This is a genomic window from Methylotenera versatilis 79, from assembly GCF_000384375.1.
GTDB lineage: Bacteria > Pseudomonadota > Gammaproteobacteria > Burkholderiales > Methylophilaceae > Methylotenera_A > Methylotenera_A versatilis_B.
Genome location: NZ_ARVX01000001.1, coordinates 1,037,191 through 1,056,895 on the forward strand (window position 1 = coordinate 1,037,191; position 19,705 = coordinate 1,056,895).

The 19,705-nt window shown below is 39.9% G+C and carries 12 protein-coding genes; 4 read left to right on the forward strand and 8 right to left on the reverse strand.

Annotated elements, in window-relative coordinates; translation table 11 throughout:
* Window positions 1-6: 6 nt before the first annotated feature.
* Window positions 7-2,751 carry a UvrD-helicase domain-containing protein gene (locus METVE_RS0105215; RefSeq protein ID WP_081621894.1) on the reverse strand — a complete coding sequence of 915 codons (2,745 nt, stop codon included), beginning with the start codon at window positions 2,749-2,751 and terminating at the stop codon, window positions 7-9.
* A gap of 343 nt (window positions 2,752-3,094) precedes the next feature.
* Between METVE_RS0105215 and METVE_RS0105220 the strand changes: the two genes are divergently transcribed.
* Both METVE_RS0105220 and METVE_RS0105225 read left to right on the forward strand, forming a co-directional pair.
* Window positions 3,095-5,446, forward strand: coding sequence for an AAA family ATPase (locus METVE_RS0105220; protein ID WP_232415397.1), 2,352 nt, complete (start codon window positions 3,095-3,097; stop codon window positions 5,444-5,446).
* 68 nt (window positions 5,447-5,514) lie between these two features.
* Complete coding sequence (locus METVE_RS0105225; protein WP_020167399.1) at window positions 5,515-8,799, forward strand: hypothetical protein; 3,285 nt, start codon at window positions 5,515-5,517, stop codon at window positions 8,797-8,799.
* Window positions 8,800-8,924: 125 nt separating this feature from the next.
* On the opposite strand, the gene METVE_RS0105230 is transcribed toward METVE_RS0105225, so the two are convergent.
* The 4 genes from METVE_RS0105230 to METVE_RS12765 all read right to left on the reverse strand — a co-directional run bounded on the left by METVE_RS0105230 (window position 8,925) and on the right by METVE_RS12765 (window position 12,299).
* The gene (locus tag METVE_RS0105230; RefSeq protein WP_020167400.1) at window positions 8,925-9,857 is read right to left on the reverse strand and encodes a hypothetical protein; all 933 of its coding nucleotides are present in this window, start codon (window positions 9,855-9,857) and stop codon (window positions 8,925-8,927) included.
* A 28-nt stretch (window positions 9,858-9,885) separates the two neighbouring features.
* Window positions 9,886-10,824 (reverse strand): retron St85 family RNA-directed DNA polymerase, encoded by a 939-nt coding sequence (locus METVE_RS0105235; RefSeq protein WP_020167401.1) that lies wholly within the window; start codon window positions 10,822-10,824, stop codon window positions 9,886-9,888.
* On the reverse strand, window positions 10,821-11,759 hold the full coding sequence (locus tag METVE_RS0105240; protein ID WP_020167402.1) for a retron St85 family effector protein: 939 nt from the start codon (window positions 11,757-11,759) through the stop codon (window positions 10,821-10,823). The genes METVE_RS0105235 and METVE_RS0105240 overlap by 4 nt, the downstream gene beginning before the upstream one ends.
* A 339-nt stretch (window positions 11,760-12,098) precedes the next feature.
* Window positions 12,099-12,299, reverse strand: a complete 201-nt coding sequence (locus METVE_RS12765; protein ID WP_157258781.1) for a hypothetical protein — start codon at window positions 12,297-12,299, stop codon at window positions 12,099-12,101.
* A 390-nt stretch (window positions 12,300-12,689) separates the two neighbouring features.
* Between METVE_RS12765 and METVE_RS0105245 the strand changes: the two genes are divergently transcribed.
* Together METVE_RS0105245 and METVE_RS0105250 are read left to right on the forward strand one after the other, a co-directional pair.
* Window positions 12,690-13,904: an MFS transporter gene (locus tag METVE_RS0105245; protein ID WP_020184194.1), complete on the forward strand. Its 1,215-nt coding sequence runs from the start codon at window positions 12,690-12,692 to the stop codon at window positions 13,902-13,904.
* Window positions 13,905-14,189: 285 nt separating this feature from the next.
* Window positions 14,190-14,558, forward strand: coding sequence for a phenolic acid decarboxylase (locus METVE_RS0105250; RefSeq protein ID WP_020167405.1), 369 nt, complete (start codon window positions 14,190-14,192; stop codon window positions 14,556-14,558).
* 212 nt (window positions 14,559-14,770) lie between these two features.
* Here METVE_RS0105250 and METVE_RS0105255 read toward each other — a convergent pair whose 3' ends face one another.
* The 3 genes from METVE_RS0105255 to METVE_RS0105265 all read right to left on the reverse strand — a co-directional run bounded on the left by METVE_RS0105255 (window position 14,771) and on the right by METVE_RS0105265 (window position 19,700).
* Entirely contained in the window at window positions 14,771-15,103 is a 333-nt protein-coding gene (locus METVE_RS0105255) for a DMT family transporter (RefSeq protein WP_020167406.1), read from the reverse strand.
* A gap of 104 nt (window positions 15,104-15,207) precedes the next feature.
* Window positions 15,208-16,584: an efflux transporter outer membrane subunit gene (locus tag METVE_RS0105260; protein WP_020167407.1), complete on the reverse strand. Its 1,377-nt coding sequence runs from the start codon at window positions 16,582-16,584 to the stop codon at window positions 15,208-15,210.
* Entirely contained in the window at window positions 16,581-19,700 is a 3,120-nt protein-coding gene (locus tag METVE_RS0105265; protein WP_020167408.1) for a multidrug efflux RND transporter permease subunit, read from the reverse strand. Before METVE_RS0105265 ends, METVE_RS0105260 begins: the two co-directional genes overlap by 4 nt.
* Window positions 19,701-19,705 lie beyond the last annotated feature (5 nt).

A 19,705-nucleotide genomic window follows, 5' to 3' on the forward strand; every position in this document is an offset into this window, starting at 1 on the left:
ATTCCATTAGTATTTCGATATGGCATTTTTTATATTTTTCTTGTGGTCGCATTTAGGGTATCGATTGCAACTCAAAAAGGAACCGTATGGCCCAGTTCTCCGAACAAGAATACCTTGATTGCATTTAGGGCATACTTCACTCGAATCTACATCGCCATTGATTGTGTGTAGTTGGATGCCGAAATCTTTGATCAACTCAAAAATGAATGACGACTCTTGATGAGCTAAAGTGATTAAAGTAACAGTACCTCTGGATCGTGTTAAGCCTACATAAAAAAGTCTACGTTCCTCAGCATATACGTATGTATCACCAAAAGGCATCGCTAATTGTAAGACCGGATCATCTTCGATTCGACTTGGAAACCCTAATGTTTCTGAAGTCATTTTCGGAATGATAATATGGTCAGCTTCAAGACCTTTCGATGAGTGCACTGTAACAAATTCAACTGAAACTCGGCTATCGACAGATTTGATAGGCATATATTGCCTATCTTGGTTATACCGGCCAAGAACGTAGACAGTTACCCTGTGCTCATTTGTAAGGGTTGATGCAATTTCTTCAATACGCTTGTCTATAGCAATACGGATTTTTTCATCTTTATCCACTCTTAAAATACGTAGTGGCTCAGCAATATCATTTTTTGTGGAGCGTACTTTTTTGGTGATTTGCTTAGGGTTTTTCTGTACAAATTTACTGCTGATGTCACAGAGAGATTGTGGGCAACGGAAGGTGGTCTCCAACTTTAGAATATTGGCACTGCCAAATCGTTCTTCGAATTGAGTCATTACTCCAAGATCTGCTCCGGCGAATCGATTAATGCTTTGCCAGTCATCTCCTACGGCGAACAAACATCTACCAGGTTTATTAATGAGACCAGCTGCAAGCCTAGCACGTGCATGGCTTACATCTTGGAATTCATCTACCATTACTAAACTGAAAGGGCTCGACCATTTGCCTTGTTCAATGCAATCGCCAGCCAGATTCAACATGTCTTCAAAGTCGATACATTTGTCATTTCTTAATTTTCCTTCCCAAGCTTCCCACATACTCTCAAAAAGACTCAGGAACATTGTATGGCGGTACTGAAATTGCCCTGCCACTCCGTTATTGACGCGATCTTTCAATGATTGAAGAGTTAGACGATTGCTTTTGGTATGAGTCAAAAATGTTCTGAATGTCTTGGCTAGCCTCGGACTTTCAATAGGTTTTCTCCCTGGAACATTACGGTCTGGATTCGGATCGAGGACAATGCCTAGCTTAGTGAGTTCTTGGGCCAAATAGATAAAAGCTTGCCCAGACCAAAGGCCTGCCGTTGTGGTCTCTAAAAGTTTGGTGCCATTCTTTGCATGCACCTCTTTCTTCCAAATAATGCCCTCTTGATAGCCTTTAAATTCTTTTGGAGGCCTTCCATTTTGATCTAGTGCCCAATGCTCTAAATAAACATCTATATCGGGGAAATAAAAATCAGGGCGGTATTGCCGATGAGAAGAATCAGCCGTCTCAATCTTATATGGTTCTTCATAACGATAATTGACCCCGTTATAGAACAACCAATTGGCGATTAATAGTTCTCCGCGACTTTTGACCACATCATTATTTAAAGTCCAGAAGCCTTCGCTCTTAGATGCGTTATTCCATGAGTCAGGAGACTCGGCTTCTTTCCCAAAAGCGGGAAGATCCTGGCCTATTACGACTCTAAAAATATCCCACTGCATCCGGAACAGTGGATTCTGATCCTTGAGGCCGTCTACAATCTCTAACAGGGTGTCAATGTCTCGCCCACCTTCTACCCAAGGTGCTAATGAGGGGCGTTTGCCTGTTGCCTGACCTATGACATCAAGACCGAATGCATGGAATGTTTTCGCGACAATTTGATCTGCTGGTAGCCCCAATGGCTCAAGTCTAGCTTTGATGCGATCGCGCAGTTCCGCTGCAGCATCGTTGTTGAATGCTAACAAAAGCATTTTTTCTGCCGAAAAGTAGCCTTTTTTTAAGGCGTAGCCTGCCTTAGCTACCATAGTGGATGTTTTGCCTGAACCGGCAGATGCAACTAGTAATACTCGGTTATCAAAGCATACTACGGCTTTGATTTGTTCTTCTGTTAATGGTGATTTTTCAACCCGATCAAAAAATTCCTTATGTACTTTCATCTCATTTTTGAGATGAGCTTGATTTTGTGAGTCGGCATACTCATCAAAATTTAATTTCCAAAATTTGATAGCGTTTTGAATGTTTTCGGGCTGCGCTTCAAGATAATTGAGAATTATCGCTTCATCAATTATTGCCTCTAGTTCGCGAGGTTTTGATTGAATAACTTTAATTTTGAATTCATGCGTTAGCCATCCTTTAACTTTAAGTTGTGCATTGCATGCAGTAAAAACTTTACTGCTCCATTCCAGAACTGGTTTTATTAGTGTTGGAAGATATTTAAGTAAAGCTTCTTTACGTTGATGGTCTCTAATCGTACTGATGACACGTAGCACTGAGTTACGCATAGCTCTGGCAGTATCATTGGGAATTCCGTCGAGAGTAACAGAGCCTCGTTTGCCGACAGGGAAAACTACCGTTGCCCAAAATGCTCCAGGAATGATTTGAAGAGCTTCTAAAGTAAATACATCTCCCTGATGTCTGTTACTTCCTTCTGAGAGCAAAAATTTTTGTTCTTTAAGAGTTAAAGACCAATCAGGAGTGGGGGTAAAGAATTTACCAATTGAAGATGGACCCCAGGAGAGTGAGGAGTTCTGACTAATTTTATTTTACCCTCGTCCATCCATAAGCCATGAATAGCAGATTTAGTTATTAAATATTTCGCATGCGCGAAAAACCTATTCTAACGCACTGAGTAATAAAAAGTGGTGAGGAAGTGGTGCCATAGTATTGTTACTATGCTTCTTCTTAGTTTCCAGCGCTATTTCAGCGCATGGCCTACCCTTTTTTACGGTCATACAAGTTCATGGGCATGTTTACACTTTTGCTACGCAACGTGTCAAAATGCATATGACAAAGGTCCACATTTGAAACTGGATAGCACGCTTTAAGATTTTCTCATATGCGAAAATTTTCCTAAAAATAAAAAGATGAGGGATGGTAGTCATGAAGATTAATAAAATACAAAGACTCAAGGGATATCGTATTTTCAAAGATTTTTCATGGCCGGCAACCTTGCCAGAATTTGGTAGGTTCAATTTGATATATGGTTGGAATGGAGCGGGAAAAACTTCGTTATCAACTTTGTTCAGATGTATGCAAAAAAAAACCACACCTGATGGGGATGATATACAGTTTGTGGTTGATGGGGCTACATTCAGTGGAAATGCATTTGAGTCATCAGAAACATTATCGGCATTACGTGTATTTAATAGGGATTTTGTAAATAGTAATATTTTCGAAAAGCCTGGGGAGGAAGAATTTCCTCCCGTGTATTTTTTAGGTGAAGATAGTGCAGATAAACAAAAGCAGCTATCTGAACTGAAGTTACTAGAGCAAGTTACAGTCACTGAAATTTCCGAACTGGATAAGTCGAGCAAAAATATTAGCTCCGAGTTAAATACTTACTGCACTGCGCAAGCCCGCAGTATTCGCAATCTCCTACTTGGTGATCCTCGTTATAATAATTATGAAGCACCTAGATATAAAGAACAGTTATTACGTCTAAATGATTTGGATTCATTGCCAGCTCAATTACCTTCATTAGAGAGAAGCAAACTCGAAAGTACTATTAAAGCTAAGTTGATGGAAAAAATCCCGGAGCCTGTTTTCGGGGATTTGAACTTAACTGGATTAACCCAAAGAATTCAGACTGCTCTCGAACAAACTGTTGTAGCTAGCAGTATCTCTACATTAGTTGAGAACACTGAACTCGCAGGGTGGGTGCAACATGGTCTTGATTTACACGAAAGTTCAGAGATATGCCATTTTTGTGATCAAACAATACCAGCTTCACGGATAGCGAGCTTAGAAGCTCACTTCAACGATCAATTTAAAATACTTCAAACCAACATTGCCGAACTAATAGGTGAAGTAGAAGAGTTGGAAACGACAGTCAAATCTCGTCAGCTACCTACAAAGGCTCAGCTTTACGAGCATCTTCAACCTACTTACGAAAAAGCTCTATTAACCTCAAATCAACAATCCGCACTGCTGCTCACTTATTTAAATAATTTAAAGCAGACACTCTTCACTAAACGTGCTGAACCATTTAAAAAGTTAAGCACCTTTTCTTTGATGCGAGGTTATGAACCTGCTGGCGGCGAGACTCCGACTCTAATAAAAGTATTAGAAGCAGTTTTGGTTGGTTTTAGTGCTTGGGGGGCTTTGCTTGGAGCAAATGCTTTAGAAGAGGTAGTCAAGATTATCAAAGCTCACAACAGCCATACTGATAACTTTGATAAGGAAGCAAAAAGCGCTCGTAGAGAGCTTGAACAGGATGAAGTACTTAGAACATTCAATGCGTGGGAAAAACTTCAGGGAAAATCCAATTCAACAACCGAGGACTTAGAAAAAACAATGTCCGAATTAAAGTCTCTTAGAAAGGAAATTATTGCACTAGAGAAGGATATTAGACAGCATCGCAAGCCAGCTGAAGAACTGAACGTAGAATTGGCTTCATACCTTGGCCGTGACGAGCTTAGATTCGTTGTAAAAGATAATGGTTATACCATCTCTAGAGGTGACCAGCCTGCAGTGCATCTGAGTGAGGGGGAACGAACTTCAATCGCCTTTATGTATTTTCTTAAATCATTAAAAGATACTGGATTCGACATTAAAAATGGCATAGTTGTTATAGATGATCCTGTGTCTAGCTTAGACGCGAATTCGCTCTACTGTGCTTTCGGACATATGAAAGCATACACACGTGATGCAGCACAATTATTTGTCCTTACTCACAATTTTGCATTTTTCCGCCAAGTAAAGAATTGGTTCAACGCAGAAGGGAGATTCCTCCATAAACCATATAACCCAGCTAAGTCTACAGATGTTCATTTTTATATGCTTAATTGCGAAATAAATGAAAAAGGAAGAAATGCTAAGTTGGAAACTCTAGATCCTCTTTTACACGCTCATGAATCTGAATATCATTATTTGTTTAGCTGTGTACAAGAAGGATCTGCTAAAGAACATCCCAAAAAATTAAATGAAGTCTACGGAATGCCTAATATTGCACGACGTCTTCTCGAGTCTTTCCTGGCATTTCGTATACCTGGGAAGGCAGGAGAGTTGCGCCAACAAGTTGAGCTATTAAATGGTGATGTTGCAAAAAAAGCTCGAATAGTCCGATTCCTCCATACTTATTCGCATGCTGACCGTATAGCAGAGCCCGAGCATGATTTGTCATTATTATCCGAGGCGCCGACTGTATTAAAAGAAATTTTAGAGTTAATCCAAGTTAACGATCCGATGCACTATAAAGCAATGCTAGAACTTACTATTGTTCCTACTGAATAAGGTTGGTTTATCTAAGCAATAAATCCGAAAGTTAATTGTAGAACAATTCTAATTGAGGAATAAAACACATGGATCAGCCTTACAAACCATCCGAATACTTACGAGAACGAAGACCTGAACGTTATTCGGACTCAATAACTCTCCAAGAGCCTCAACTTACTAAAGATTTATTGGAATATCACTTAGAAACTCTTACAAATCGTGGACAAGATAAAGAATTTGAGCATTTTGCAAGACGTCTTGCTGAAAAAGAGCTTTGCCCAAATCTATTACCGCAGACTGGACCTACTGGTGGTGGGGATAGCAAAGTAGACACCGAGACATATCCTGTTGCGGAGGAAATTTCTCTTAGATGGTATACAGGTACTGCTTCAGCTGACAATCGTTGGGCATTTGCAATCAGCGCAAAAAAAGATTGGCGAGCAAAAGTTAAAAGTGATGTAAAAAAAATTGCTGAGACTGATCGCGGTTATAAATTAATCTACTTCATTACTAACCAATTCGTTCGCGATAAATCTAGAGCTGAGGTTGAGGATCTTCTTAAAGTTGAGTTTGGGATAGAACTAAGAATATTAGACCGTAGTTGGATTGTTGATAGAGTTATTAATCACGATAACATTGATATTGCAGCTCAAACTTTATCTATTGGAAGCCTTCAGCTTACATCCCTAAAAAAAATTGGGCCTAATGATGCTCAAAGAGAAATTGAGCTAACAGATCTAGATAAAAATATTAAAGACCATGATCGATACACTGGCATCGCTTATCAATTAGCTGAAGATTGTCATCAAGCCGCAGTGATTGCAAGTGAGCTTGAACGCGATAGGAACGAGGTTATAGGACGATTTGCATCAGCTCTTAGAATAGCGGAAAAAGTTGGTGATAAAAGACAGATTTTGCGTATAACTTATCGTCAAGCTTGGGTTACTTGCTTTGTGTATGATGACCTCGAAGAGATGTCACGACTTTACGATAAGGTCGAGGAATTAGCGCTTTCAAGTACCTTTGCTGAAGATGTAGAGTTGGCAAATAACCTCTGGAATGTTTTAGTTGCTAACTTTAAATTAGGTTTATGCCAAGATAAGTACTACAAAATTGATGAAAGGCGTAATTCATTAAGAGCCAGCCTAGAGAGCCTATCATCTGAAGAGCATAGGCCTAATAATGCACTACACGCAAAAACTATGCTGAGTTTTCATAAACTTTTGGATGCACAACATCAGGGCAGTGACATTTCGAAATTTGAGCCATATTTTGATGAACTCAATCAGATTTTTCAGAACTCCAAAGGTTTGGGCTTATATCCATTCGACGCATTCAAAAAAGTAATTTATGAATTAGGGGAAATATTTGCGAATAGTGCCGCGTATGACAAATTGCTTGATACTGTTGTTGAAATAGAGCAAGAAAGAACCTCTGAAGGAAGTGCTGGAAGAGCGATTACCAATCGAGGGATTCAAAAATTTAAGGCGGGATTGATATATGAATCAATTAAGCTATTTGGACAAGCTCAAGAGAAACTTATAAAAGAAGAGTATCAAGATGACTTAGTGAAATGCTTAATTGCATGTGGTGGAACTTACAAAGCAGCCGGATTGAATTGGGCAGCTAGAACATCACTACTTGCAGCACTTTCAATATGTATATCAGAGCACCATGCATCAGGCTCGATGCATGATTTGGCTCTTCTGGCTGCGAAAGAGCTTTCGTGGATTGAAGTAAAATTAGGTAGAGTCCCGCATGTTTTATTTTCTTTTATGCTTGTAGCTTATATTGCGAATCATACAGATCTAGAAGATGAAAAAAAGAAAAGTTATGAAGACTTTATTCAACATATTGATGGTGTGTTTTCAATCTTACTTTTGAGTACAAATCTTGATCAATTGAAAGATCTTGAGAAAATTCCTCATGTACTCGATCAACTGCATTTATTCTGTTCGGAAGCAACTTTAGTATTCGCTTTAGGAGATTTGGAAGCCTTAATAAACGATCTAAAGTTTGAGGATAGCGAAGAAAAAATTGAGCAGTTCTTTAATCTTCTATACTCTCAGCCTGCAAGAGAGGATTTGCCTTTAGTCCCAGAGCTTTGTAACGGCGAAATATTATCTTTGAAAAGTGATGTTCTTGGCATGTCACTAATAATGCAAGTGGATGCAAATGAGATTTCAATTTTAATTGCAGAATCTCTCCTGGGTTCTTTAGAGGCTTTTCTTGCAACTAGTCTAGAAGGATTTTTCCCTTACAAACAAGACCCGAGAATTATTGTTAGAGTGTCCAAAGATATTAAAGAGTCATTTGGGATAAAGTTTAATACCGAAAACCAGAACTGTGTAATGGAGGTGTTGCATAGACCTGATTTTGAGATTAACTCTGCAGAGACAATCTTTAAGTTTAGAGAATTTATTACTGATTTTATAGCCACTCTTTTACCCAATGTTTTACTAGTCAATGATGAAAATCATATAGAACGGCTTGTTAAGGAAGAAAAGATATTTTGTAGGTCTTTTACCTTTTCTGATGTTATGACCTTGAGCAAAAACATATTTGGAAGCTTAGATTGGTTAGAAATTTCTAAATTGTCTGACTCAATTAAGCAAGATGGGTACAAACTTAAACGGCAGACCTCTTGGCAGCCAATAGCTCAAGAAAAAAAACCTCAAGAGCCTTTAACACCAGGTGAAGGTGAGGTGCCGGATGACATTAAAAATGTTCATAATTTTAAGCATGGTGAAAGAAAGGTTTTTTCTTTGATCGATATCCCTGTATGGGATAAAGCAAAATGGTCAGGTATATTTTTTATGGTTTATCCAGAAGGGCAATTTCCCCCATGCATTGGCTTAATATTCAAAAATGAGGAAGCAGCGCGACAAATATTCACCCAATGGAGAAGTAAGTTAAGCGATAAAGATATAAAAGAAGAAATTAGTATTAATATTATCACTGGAGTGGATAAGAATTTTCCTCCGCACTATCGTTTAAGAGTTGGTACTAATCTTAATGCATATGAGTCACGTGGTGAGAGAGGGCAGTTCATGGCAGTATCTCGAATCCAAACCATGACTCCAGATACTCATGAAAATCTTTCTAGGTTTTTAAATGCTTATAAGAGCTTTAATATATTCTGCTTAATTCCTGCAGTCTTTATTCTAGGCTCAAGTGAACCAAAAGTAATCCGGGATCTATTTATTTTTAAGAAAGCTTTAACAATTAAGCCTGCGTGGCAGATTGGCGAGAATGACGAAGACTCCTGCGTATTACAACTTGATGATGATCCCATTATTCCAGCAGGTGAAACTGCTCCTCCAGTACTTAAGGCTCTGGAAAGAAGACGAAGATTTCAGTCCCAGAAGTAATTTAAGGTATGGCTCACCATACATTGAAGTGATTAAACACCACCTCACAAAAATCAGCAGCATATTTTATGCTTGGGCAGAAAAATAGCTTCACTCACCTTGGGGTGAGTCGCCTGCCCACAACATTAACTATCAATCGTGTCTAGAGCAATTTCTGTATCTTGTGTAATTGCTAGCAATAAGGAAACACCCAGCTGATCATTGACTTGGAAGTTAAGAGACGACTCATTCGACTCCATAATTCGTTCAATTACAATATCTAAATCACCAGAACCTCTAGCTTTCCCTCTCATGCCTCCAGCAGCCATGGTAAGTAAATCATATACAATAGACGACCACTTTCCAATTTTCCTTAGGTTATATTTAAACGATTTTCCTGCACTGAAAGTTAGCATGCGATAAAGAAAAAATCCGAAATCATGTTTGTGATCAATAACCCATGGTGATTGACGTACTTTTGTTGCTAAAGGATTTGATGAGCTCAACAAAAGGTACTGGAGTGCTGAACTTCTATTTTTATCCCATCTTGGCAGCTCTCTTTGTCCATGAGCACATGGTGTTTTTGAGGCGAAAGCTGATGAATCATATTCAAATTTTTCGTCATAATCATATAAAAAGGCTTGTGTCAGATTTTTTACCACTGTTTCATCCTTCTTTGCTTGAAACAATGAGGCACTTGAATAAATTACGTTTCTATTTTTATCTAAAAAAATATTAATTAAAGCCAAATCTGCCAATTCGCATTTTTCCGTAGGGTTAGTTCCTTTTCGGTCGGAAGTATAGGGCTTTAGCCTCTGAACATAAGGCCTTTGGTGCGCAAAAATACCACCAAATTTGAGAGAAAATCTTTTTTGTGATGCATTAAAGGTAGCTGCAATTGTGCTGTTAAGATGACTAATACCCATTCCAGACGTCTTAACAAAGTCTTCAATAATTTCAGGCTCACTGAGCGAAAAGTTACACCTTCCCCATGCTTCATTTGCTTCCGTGGTTATATTTCTCTTATGTAAACTTAGTTTGTCGATGTATTCACTAATTGATTCGTGGCTATATGGCATAAATTTCCGACATTTAGTATAAAAAAATTTAATCTGCTTTTTGAAATGGCAATTCTAAGTTGGTAAAGACTTCGTTTCCAAACTGCCTCAATAATGTATGGATAAATCTTTCTTCTACTGACCAAACAAAAGCTAAGTCGCCTCGTAGTTTAGAGATACTTTCATGATCAAGGACACCTTTAGAAAATTTGTAAAGCTCATATCGCAATTGGCGTTTTTTCTCCCTACCAAGTGAAATATTACCTTCGGAAGTTAAAACCAGACCAACAACAACTCTCCCTTTAGCGCGTGAAGTTGAAACAGTTTTTGAGTCATTAATTATGAGTTTTGGATATTCAAGCGCTAGGCAAATGTTCTTAATAATATTGGGTATTTTTTCTAAAACGTTTTTTTGACTAGTTGAGAATGCGAGGTCATCAGCATAACGTGAGTAAGAAACATTAAGTTCTTTACACATAATACTCACCTGCTCATCAAACTCATACATAATAATATTCGATAAATGGGGTGAGCTTGGCGCTCCAATTGAAAGGCAAAGTCTATTTTTTTCTTTATCTTTCCAGCAAACAAGCGAACTGACTAAGCGTGCATCATCCTCTGACATGTTTGCAGTTTCAATTAGATAGTTACGTACATCTAAGACATTAATGGATGGGAAAAAGTCTTTAAAATCCATTTTCAAGAGAAATTGATATTTTTTATGCAAATTCGCATGATCAGCAATTGACTTGCCTTTGCGATACGCGGTAGCTACTTTATGTAAAGGAAGATCAGCTAAAACACTCTTAACTAGCCAACGCTGGATTAACTTAATCTCTGGAGAAGGCTGAGCTATAGTGCGGAACTGATTAGGCTTTCTTTTAGGTATTTTATACACCTTGTACCTAAACTGCGCAGTAGCAATCAAGTTAAGTAGCTCATCTTTAGAGTATGGCAGTTCAGTTAACATTCTATTGAAGATGCTCATTTCGTATCCCCAAGTTTTTTTACTGAGTCATATACGTATTTTAGATAGACATCCTTTTGAATTTCTTCCCAAACCAATGCTTTTGTTCTATCTCTCTTAAATGATGGCTCTGATGATTTTGAAGTGTAATCTATATAAGTTTTTTTAAACTTTAAAGGAGCATAGTATTGGTTGTCTCCGTAATGCTTACAAAAAATTAGTTTTGTTTTATCAAGCAGAAACAATATTTGATTTAGTCTTGGTGTATTTATTTCAACGTCAAAATGTTTTAATAGTGTCATTAATTCTGTTTTTTGAATTACTAAAAACAAATTAATGAAGTCTAAACACAGCAGAATTTGGTGTTGCAAATTATTCTGATCAAAGTGAATTGTTTGGGTTTTAGGTTCTATTTTCTTTGTTAAGCAGTTATTAATTACATCCATGTGCTTAATTAGTTCGTGTGCTGTAACATCAGGAATAACACAAAGGCTATGGGGATGTTTTTTTGTTTCAGTAATATTGCGAATTGGGCCAAGACTAATAAATGATCTTTGTGGATGATGATTGTCTGAAACCACTACAATTAACCGCTCACTCAGTGAGTCAATTTGGGAAAAAGCACCTAGTTCAGCAATTGAACCAGGTGACTCTAGAAAAATTATTACCGCACTTGTTAAATACCCTAAATCTTTTTCAAATAACAGTAAGTCACTATAAACTGTGAACTCCCCCCAGTCATTGTAGCTTTCAGGTAGTAGTATTAGCTCATTCAAATCACTTCGATTATCTTTAAACCACCAATAAAATGCATCCCGCTTTGATAAGGGAGGTGATTTTTGTTCCGTAATCGAAATGTCACTACCGAAAATTGCAATGAACTCAGGAAAAGAAACGACAGTTGCCTTGTTAGGATCAACTGTCGTTAAGAATGAGTCTATTGTTTTTAATGTCATTTTTTGGACTCAGCTACCTAAATTACAGGCACGAAGAAGGCCGCGCGCCCAAAGGAGCGACATAGGAGCGGTTTGGGCGCGCGGCCTTCTTCGTGCCTCCGATGTCACTCAATCATTTACTGTCTGGCGATTCGCCCAACAATGGTAACGTTAGATTACTAACAACCACAATACGCGTAACTGAGATGCGTAGATTATCTATTTTTAAAAAAAACTGCAAGGAAAGTTTTTTACCTATATTTCTGATCGAATAGTGCTGCCTAGCCCCATCACGCCAGCCAACCCCGTTGTCATTCCTGCTGCAAATACCGTCAGCACTTAAAGCCAAACCTCAAGCAATTAGCAGGCAACCATACTACTGATTTTCGTTTTCAGCCCCGCCAGTCGTAGTGAGCGGTAAACGAAATATTCAGGAGTAGGCAAATCAGTCTGCTCTAAGTCATTGCACCAAAAACAATCCACCTTTCCGTTCCCCATGGGGAAGACGAGCAAAGAGCAGATTTTTAACTGCGGCTGCTTTTCTTTAGGAGATTCAACCATGAATACACTTTATACCAACCCATATAACATAGAGACAACAGGTTTTTATTTTAATGATGCTGATGAGTTTGTTGGAAAGTCTGCCAATTTAACTGTGGTATGCAGATATTGCACTTGCTAGCATTGCTGCTCTCGTGAATCTACCCATTCGTGAGGAACACCAAAAGTTTTCCGGAGCAGCGCCTAATCTATTAAGTCACTTGGTGTATTTAGTGTCTTTTCTTCCCCAATGTCTGCTTGGGGCCGCTTAATGTCGTGAGTTTCGGCCCAAAGCGGCCATTCATTTCATCATAAAATATTTACTAAAAAGCATTCTTTCGCTTTAAGTTACAATTCTCATGCGACAAATAGCACTCACTTAACCCTCCAACTTTTTTTAAATAAGACTTTATGACCCCTCAACGTACATTTTGGACACTCGTAATTTCAGCCGCAGCAATTATGACTGTCACTATGGGAATACGCCAATCCATGGGGTTGTTTGTATCGCCATTAAATACCTCTACTGGACTAGGGATTGTAACGGTGAGCTTTGCCATGGCAGTTGCCCAACTCACATGGGGTGTAGCACAGCCTCTCTTTGGTATGCTTGCTGATAGAGTTGGTTCCTTTAAGGTGATTGTACTTGGCACTTTAATGTTGGCGCTTGGCTTAGCCATCACCCCATTCATGAATTCTGGCTTCGGTTTAATGTTTGCTATAGGTATTCTTACAGCAGCAGGAGCCGGTGCAGGCAGTTTCTCAATATTGATTGGAGCTGCTGCTCAAAGACTACCTGCCGAACGCCGCTCTACGGCTGCCGGATTTATTAATGCTGGCGGCTCATTTGGGCAATTTATATTTGCGCCCCTCACGCAGGCGTTAATCAGTTCATTTAACTGGGTCGTAGCAATATTAGCGCTGGCCGTTGCATCATTAAGCACTATTCTTTTAGCGCTGCCGTTACGTGAAAAAAGAGGGATTGCTGAGAAACGTAGCGTAGCACAAGCCGGTGGGGTAACTTTGAGCGAGCAACTTCATATCGCCTTCAAAGACCGCAGTTATCTTTGTTTACATGCAGGATTCTTTACCTGCGGATTCCACATAGCCTTTTTAATCACGCATCTCCCAGGCGAAGTAAATCTATGTGGATTATCAGCCTCAGTGGGCGCGACTTCATTAGCTATTATTGGCCTTGCCAACATAGTTGGCAGCATCTACGCTGGTTGGCTTGGGCAAACTAAGCGCATGAAAATGATTCTATTTTGGATGTATGCCTCGCGTGCTATTGCAATAGCTATATATTTAGTAGCACCTAAGACAGAACTAACCTTCTATATTTTTGCGGCAGTACTTGGGTTTACTTGGCTAGCTACGGTACCACCAACGGCGGGGCTAGTTGGCAAGTTATTTGGCCCTCGCTATTTAGGCACCTTGTTTGGCTTTGCCTTGCTGAGTCACCAAATTGGCGGGTTTTTTGGTGCTTGGTTAGGAGGTATCACTCTTGTGCAAAGTGGTAGCTATCAGTGGATGTGGTACGCAGATATTATACTTGCTAGCGCTGCCGCACTGGTTAACCTGCCTATTCGTGAGGCTCATCCAAAGAATTTGGTTACAACTTCATAAGAATAAAAATGCTGTGTACTTGATTCAGTAATGTCCGATTTGGATCGAAGGCTCCGACATTAACGGCCCAAAGCAGACATTTAAGACTCCCCGATTTCCCATTTAAAGCAACTTCGACTAGAATAATTTTGCGATGATGCTCTATCTCTAAGCTAATAATTTAATGTCGAGATGCAGATACAGTAAAGCTAAGAAAGACAGGAGATTCAAATCATGCAATTTAAATATGCATTTATCAATATAGAGACCTATGCGTCTCTGTAATTACTGTTAGGAAGAATATATATGAAACAGATGCAGCTATTAATTGCCAGTTTATTGTTCTTAGTTTTTACTTCTGCAGCTCACGCTACTGAAGCGTATACGGGACGGTTTCTTTATAAATACGAAGGAGGTAACACATACCGTGTTACGGTTGAAGATGCTAAATCAATGTCATGGTTGTGCATAGATGGTTCAGAAAAGGGAGCTAATGGAATAGAAAAACCTGAACGTTTTAAGGTTGCTGACAAAGTTTATTTTGTTACATGGGTAGAAAAAACTGGTATCAACGTTTCTCAAGTGATCAACTTAAAAACGATGAGGATTTATTCAACTATCATTGATGGTAAAGAACGTTACGTGCTTGAAGGCAAAGTTGTTCGAGAAAAGTAATTTTGCTTTCCTAACCCATCCATCAAGCGGGACGTACTAAAGCGCGCCCCTTATGTCAAACGTTAGTCGTTATCGACGGTGAACTATATTGAGCGTGCCAAGCAGCGAGCTACCCGCAGAAAGAGCAAGTGGAATCTAATACTCATCCCTGCGGTGCTACTACCTGTGATGTCAATAATTATGGCAAGTATTGTAGGTTATGCCAACTATGTTCAGTGTGTGCTAGATTTTGATAGCACGTTAAGGATTACTACGCCGCTGACTATAAGGCCCATTCCTATAAAGCCCCATGAATCAAGCTTCTGCCCGTAGAAAATCCAACCAATTGCACCCATTAGAACGATACCAAGGCCCGCCCAAATAGCATAGGCTACTCCTATGGGTATGGATTTTAGTGAAAGGGAAAGAAAGTAAAAAGCTACACCATAACCAATCACAACTATACATGATGGTAAAATTTTGGTGAAACCCTCACTGGATTTGAGTGCAGAGGTTGCGATAACCTCCCCAAGAATTGCAATACCTAAAAATAGCAAATTTTTCATGCGTGTCTCCAATGATTTTGATTGTTAATACCATCCTACTTTAGATCAGGTAGCAGACTTGAACTTCTAACTTAATTGTGAATACCTGTTATAAAAGTAAGAATCTAAGTGCCACCCAATGATTTATACAAATTAATGTTGCTAACAATGTTCAATTGCTTGAGTTGAATAAGTTGCTGGTCAACTGCGTAAACATTCCGCTGTGCATCCAAAAGTTCTAAATAGTTTGCAACGCCAAGATTATAACGTCTGGTCACTAATCTAAGTCTCTCATGCTCAGAGTCAACAAGCTTCGTTTGTAAAGCGACTTCATTTTCAATTCGACCTTTCACAACTAAAACATCGGTTACTTCACGGAATGCGATTTGAATTGTTTTTTCGTATTCAGCAACCGCTACTTCTTTGCGCACTTTAGTTAAGTCTAAATTAGCTTGATTCCGCCCATGATTAAATATTGGCAAAATAAGCTGTGGATTAAAGTTCCATGCTTTGTCACTGCCTCCGGCGAATAAATTGAGGAGGTCTTTATTCACTAACCCAACGCTGGTGGTCAACTGAATGCGTGGAAAAAATGCTGCGCGGGCTGCACCAATATTGGCATTTGCAGCTTTGAGTCTATGTTCAGATGCTTTGATGTCTGGGCGCATTTGCAATAAGTCGGATGGCATTCCTACATGTGCAGAGTTTATCTTTATGCTGCTAATATTTTTCACTATAGAAATTTCTTTAGATTGGTCTCCAGTGAGCAGTTTGAGTCCGTTGAGTGCTTGTTCATATTCTCTTACGAGTGCTGATAAGTTTACCAATGATGCATCAACCTGCATTTCCGCAGTTTTGAATTCTAGCGCGCTATCCAATCCAGCTTCAAATCTTCGCTTCGTCCGATTAAATGATTCGCGGCGTGAAGTTAACGTTTCTAGTGTCAGTTGTTTTCTTTCATTGAGAGCAAGTACATTGACATAAGCATTTGCCAACTCTGAAATCAAACTAATTTTTACGTTATTTTGAGCTTCTTCTGTAGAAAGAAATTCCTCAAGTGCGGCGCTGGATAGGCTTTTTACGCGGCCAAAAAAGTCCAGTTCAAAATCACTGATCCCTAAACCCGCACGGTAAAATTCAGTTTCAAATTTCTGTCCTTTAGCAAATACGGATTGTCCTTTTTCGAAGCCTAGTGTGCCATTGATAGTAGGTAGGCGGTCCGCTTTTTGAATACCATAAACAGAACGTGCTTCTTCAATACGCAATATAGCGACACGTAAATCGCGATTATTACGTAATGCTAGGTCTATCAAAGACTGTAAGTCAGGATCTGTAAAATATTCACGCCAATCGCTTAATGAGCTCAAGTCCTCACCTTCCGCTGTGTGGACGTATTGTTCTGGCAATGGTGGAGTTGGTCGCATATATTCAGGAATCAAGCTACAGGCACTCAAGCCCAATAGTGCAAGACTGATGATGCTGTGATTAAGATGCTTGCTCATGCTTTTACATCCTTCAAGATAGGTTTTACTTCGCGTTTGATATAGCGTCCAATTATGACAAAGAACAGCGGGACAAAGAAAATGGCCAGCACTGTCGCTGTAATGATGCCACCTAATACACTTGTGCCAATAGCAGACTGTGCTCCCGAAGCAGCGCCAGTTGCCATAGCTAAGGGCAGTACACCAACGCCGAAAGCCAGTGATGTCATGATGATAGGACGTAAACGCTGTCTTGAAGCCTCTAAAGTTGCTTCAACAATATCCATTCCTCCTGCATAAAGATCTTTGGCAAATTCCACAATCAAAATAGCATTTTTAGCCGATAGCCCAATCGTTGCGATCAAACCTACTTTAAAATAAATATCATTAGGCATGTCCCTCAACGTGACGCCAAGTAGCGCACCAAGCACACCTAAAGGCACGACCAGAATGACGGCTAATGGGATTAGCCAACTTTCATACAATGCGGCTAGAGCCAAGAATACAATCAAAATTGAAACAGCAAACAGCATGGATGCTTGACTACCCGACTGTTGCTCTTCATATGATTGGCCTGCCCATTGAAAGCCGATACCACTACCCAATTGCTTTGCCAAGCGTTGAATTTCGTTCATCGCTTCACCGCTGCTTTTTCCTGATGCTGCGTTGCCGTTAATGGTAAAAGCTGGATAGCCATTGAATCTAGAAAGTTGCGGCGCTCCAGTAGTCCACTCCATTTCAACAAAAGAGGAGAGCGTGACTAAATTGCCACCGCTACTCCGTACTTTTAAGTCTTTCAAGTCATCTAAAGACTGTCGACTTTTCCCTTGTGCCTGCACAATGACACGCCGAGTTTGGTTTTGATATACAAAGTCACCAATGTAATCCGATCCAAACATGGTGGCTAAAGTATTGTTGATTTCATCCATGCTTACACCAAGCGTGCTGGCTTTACGGCGGTCGATGTCGAGTTTAATCATCGGTGCTTCAGGTAAGCCTGCGAAGATGGTGTTGGTCAATGTTGGGTTTTTCGCACTTTCTGATAGCAAAGTATTTCTTGCTTTGACGAGTGCATCTATTCCAACGTTGCCGCGATCTTGCAACCTTAAATCAAAGCCATTGGTTGATCCCAATTCAGGCAGTGGTGGTGAGTTCATGGCAAAAACTGATAGATTAGGTCTGCCATAGAACTGGGTATTTACATGCTCAACAATTGCTTGAACATTTTGATTTTTAGCTGTTCTGTCTTCCCAGTCCTTAAGCGTTACAAACAACATGCCGCTACTAGATCCACTACCAAATATACTAAATCCGCCTACTTCGAATACATATTCGACCGGCTCGTTTTTTTGAAGATAGGCACTTACTTCACTCAGTTTACTCATGGTCTCGCTCATGGTGGAGCCTTGTGGAAGTGTGACGATTACCATGAAGTTCCCTTGATCTTCATCAGGGAGAAAAGCCGTTGGTAAATTAATAAAAATATAACCCACTACCGCTACAATCCCGCCATACACCATCACCCAGCGTATTGGGCTACGTAATATTTTTCCGGTCCTATTTTGATAATGACGCGTGAGCCAGGTAAATTTTTGATTAAACCATTTAAAGAATTTCCATTGTTCATGGGCATGATTATTGATAGGTTTCAATAAAGTCGCGCATAGTGCAGGAGTAAGTGATAGCGCCAGTAGCGCAGAAAATGCGATGGATACTGATAATGCCAGTGCAAACTGTCTGTAGATGTTACCGACTGCGCCACTAAAAAATGCCATTGGAATAAACACTGACACAAGTACCACCGTGATGCCTACAATAGCACCGCTAATTTGCTGCATCGCTTTAACAGTGGCTTGATAAGGGCTTAAGCCTTCCTCGGCCATGATGCGTTCAACGTTTTCAACGACGACAATTGCATCATCCACCACGATACCGATCGCCAGTACCATGCCGAACATAGTAAGTACGTTAATGGAATAACCTAAGGCATACATGACGGTGAATGTGCCCAGTAGTGCAATTGGCACAACGATAGTAGGGATAAGCGTTGCGCGCAGGTTTTGCATGAATAAATACATCACCAAAAACACCAATACAATCGCCTCGATTAAAGTATGAATGACCTTTTTAATTGAAATAGACACAAATGCAGAGCTATCGTATGAGATCTGATAACTCACACCTTTTGGGAAGTATTGTTGCAGCTCGTCTAATGATGCCCTTATTCGCTTAACAGTGGCAACAGCATTAGAACCTGGTGCCATCTTAATGGCCATGGCAGCTGCGCTCTTACCATTTATCTTGGTAGCAAACGAATAATCACTGTTGCCTAATTCAACTTTTGCTACATCTCTAATGAAAAGTGAAGAACCGTCCTTGTTTGTGCGAAGTGGAATACCGCCAAACTCTTCAGGAGTAGTGAGGTTAGAATCTGACACGATTGAAGCGCTGATTGGTGCACCTTCAGGCACACTACCTGCGCCGATTTCTCCAATAGTAATCCGTGCGTTATAGCTACGTAAGGCCGTAGCGATATCCGAGGGGGTGACATTTAATGCCGCCATCTTTTGCGGATCTGGCCAAATTCGCATAGCATATTCTGGACTAAATGCTTGCACTTTTCCGACACCTTCAACGCGTCGTAAAGTTTGTAACACTTGTGCAGATGCCAGTTCACCCAGATCAATTTCGCTTAATTGACCATTGTCAGAGGTAACGGAAACAATCAGTTGAAAACTATCTGCCGACTTTTCTATTGAAATACCATTTCGACGTACCACCTCAGGCAATCTTACTTCCACGACTTTCAATCTGTTTTGCACGTCAACAGCGGCCAAGTCTGGATTTACACCTTGTTTAAAAGTCATACTAATGGATGCGGAGCCTTGGCTACTGCTTGCTGATGTATAGATTAATCCTGCAACACCATTCATCTCCCGTTCAATGATGGAAGTGACCGTTTCTTCTACCACGCGTGCTGATGCCCCAGGGTAACTGGCTGTGACATTTACAACAGGAGGTGCGATATCAGGATACTGTGCAATAGGCAAACCTTTAATGGAAATTAAGCCAGAAAGTATGATGAGCAGTGAAATCACCCATGCAAATACAGGACGATCAATGAAAAAACGTGCCATAAATT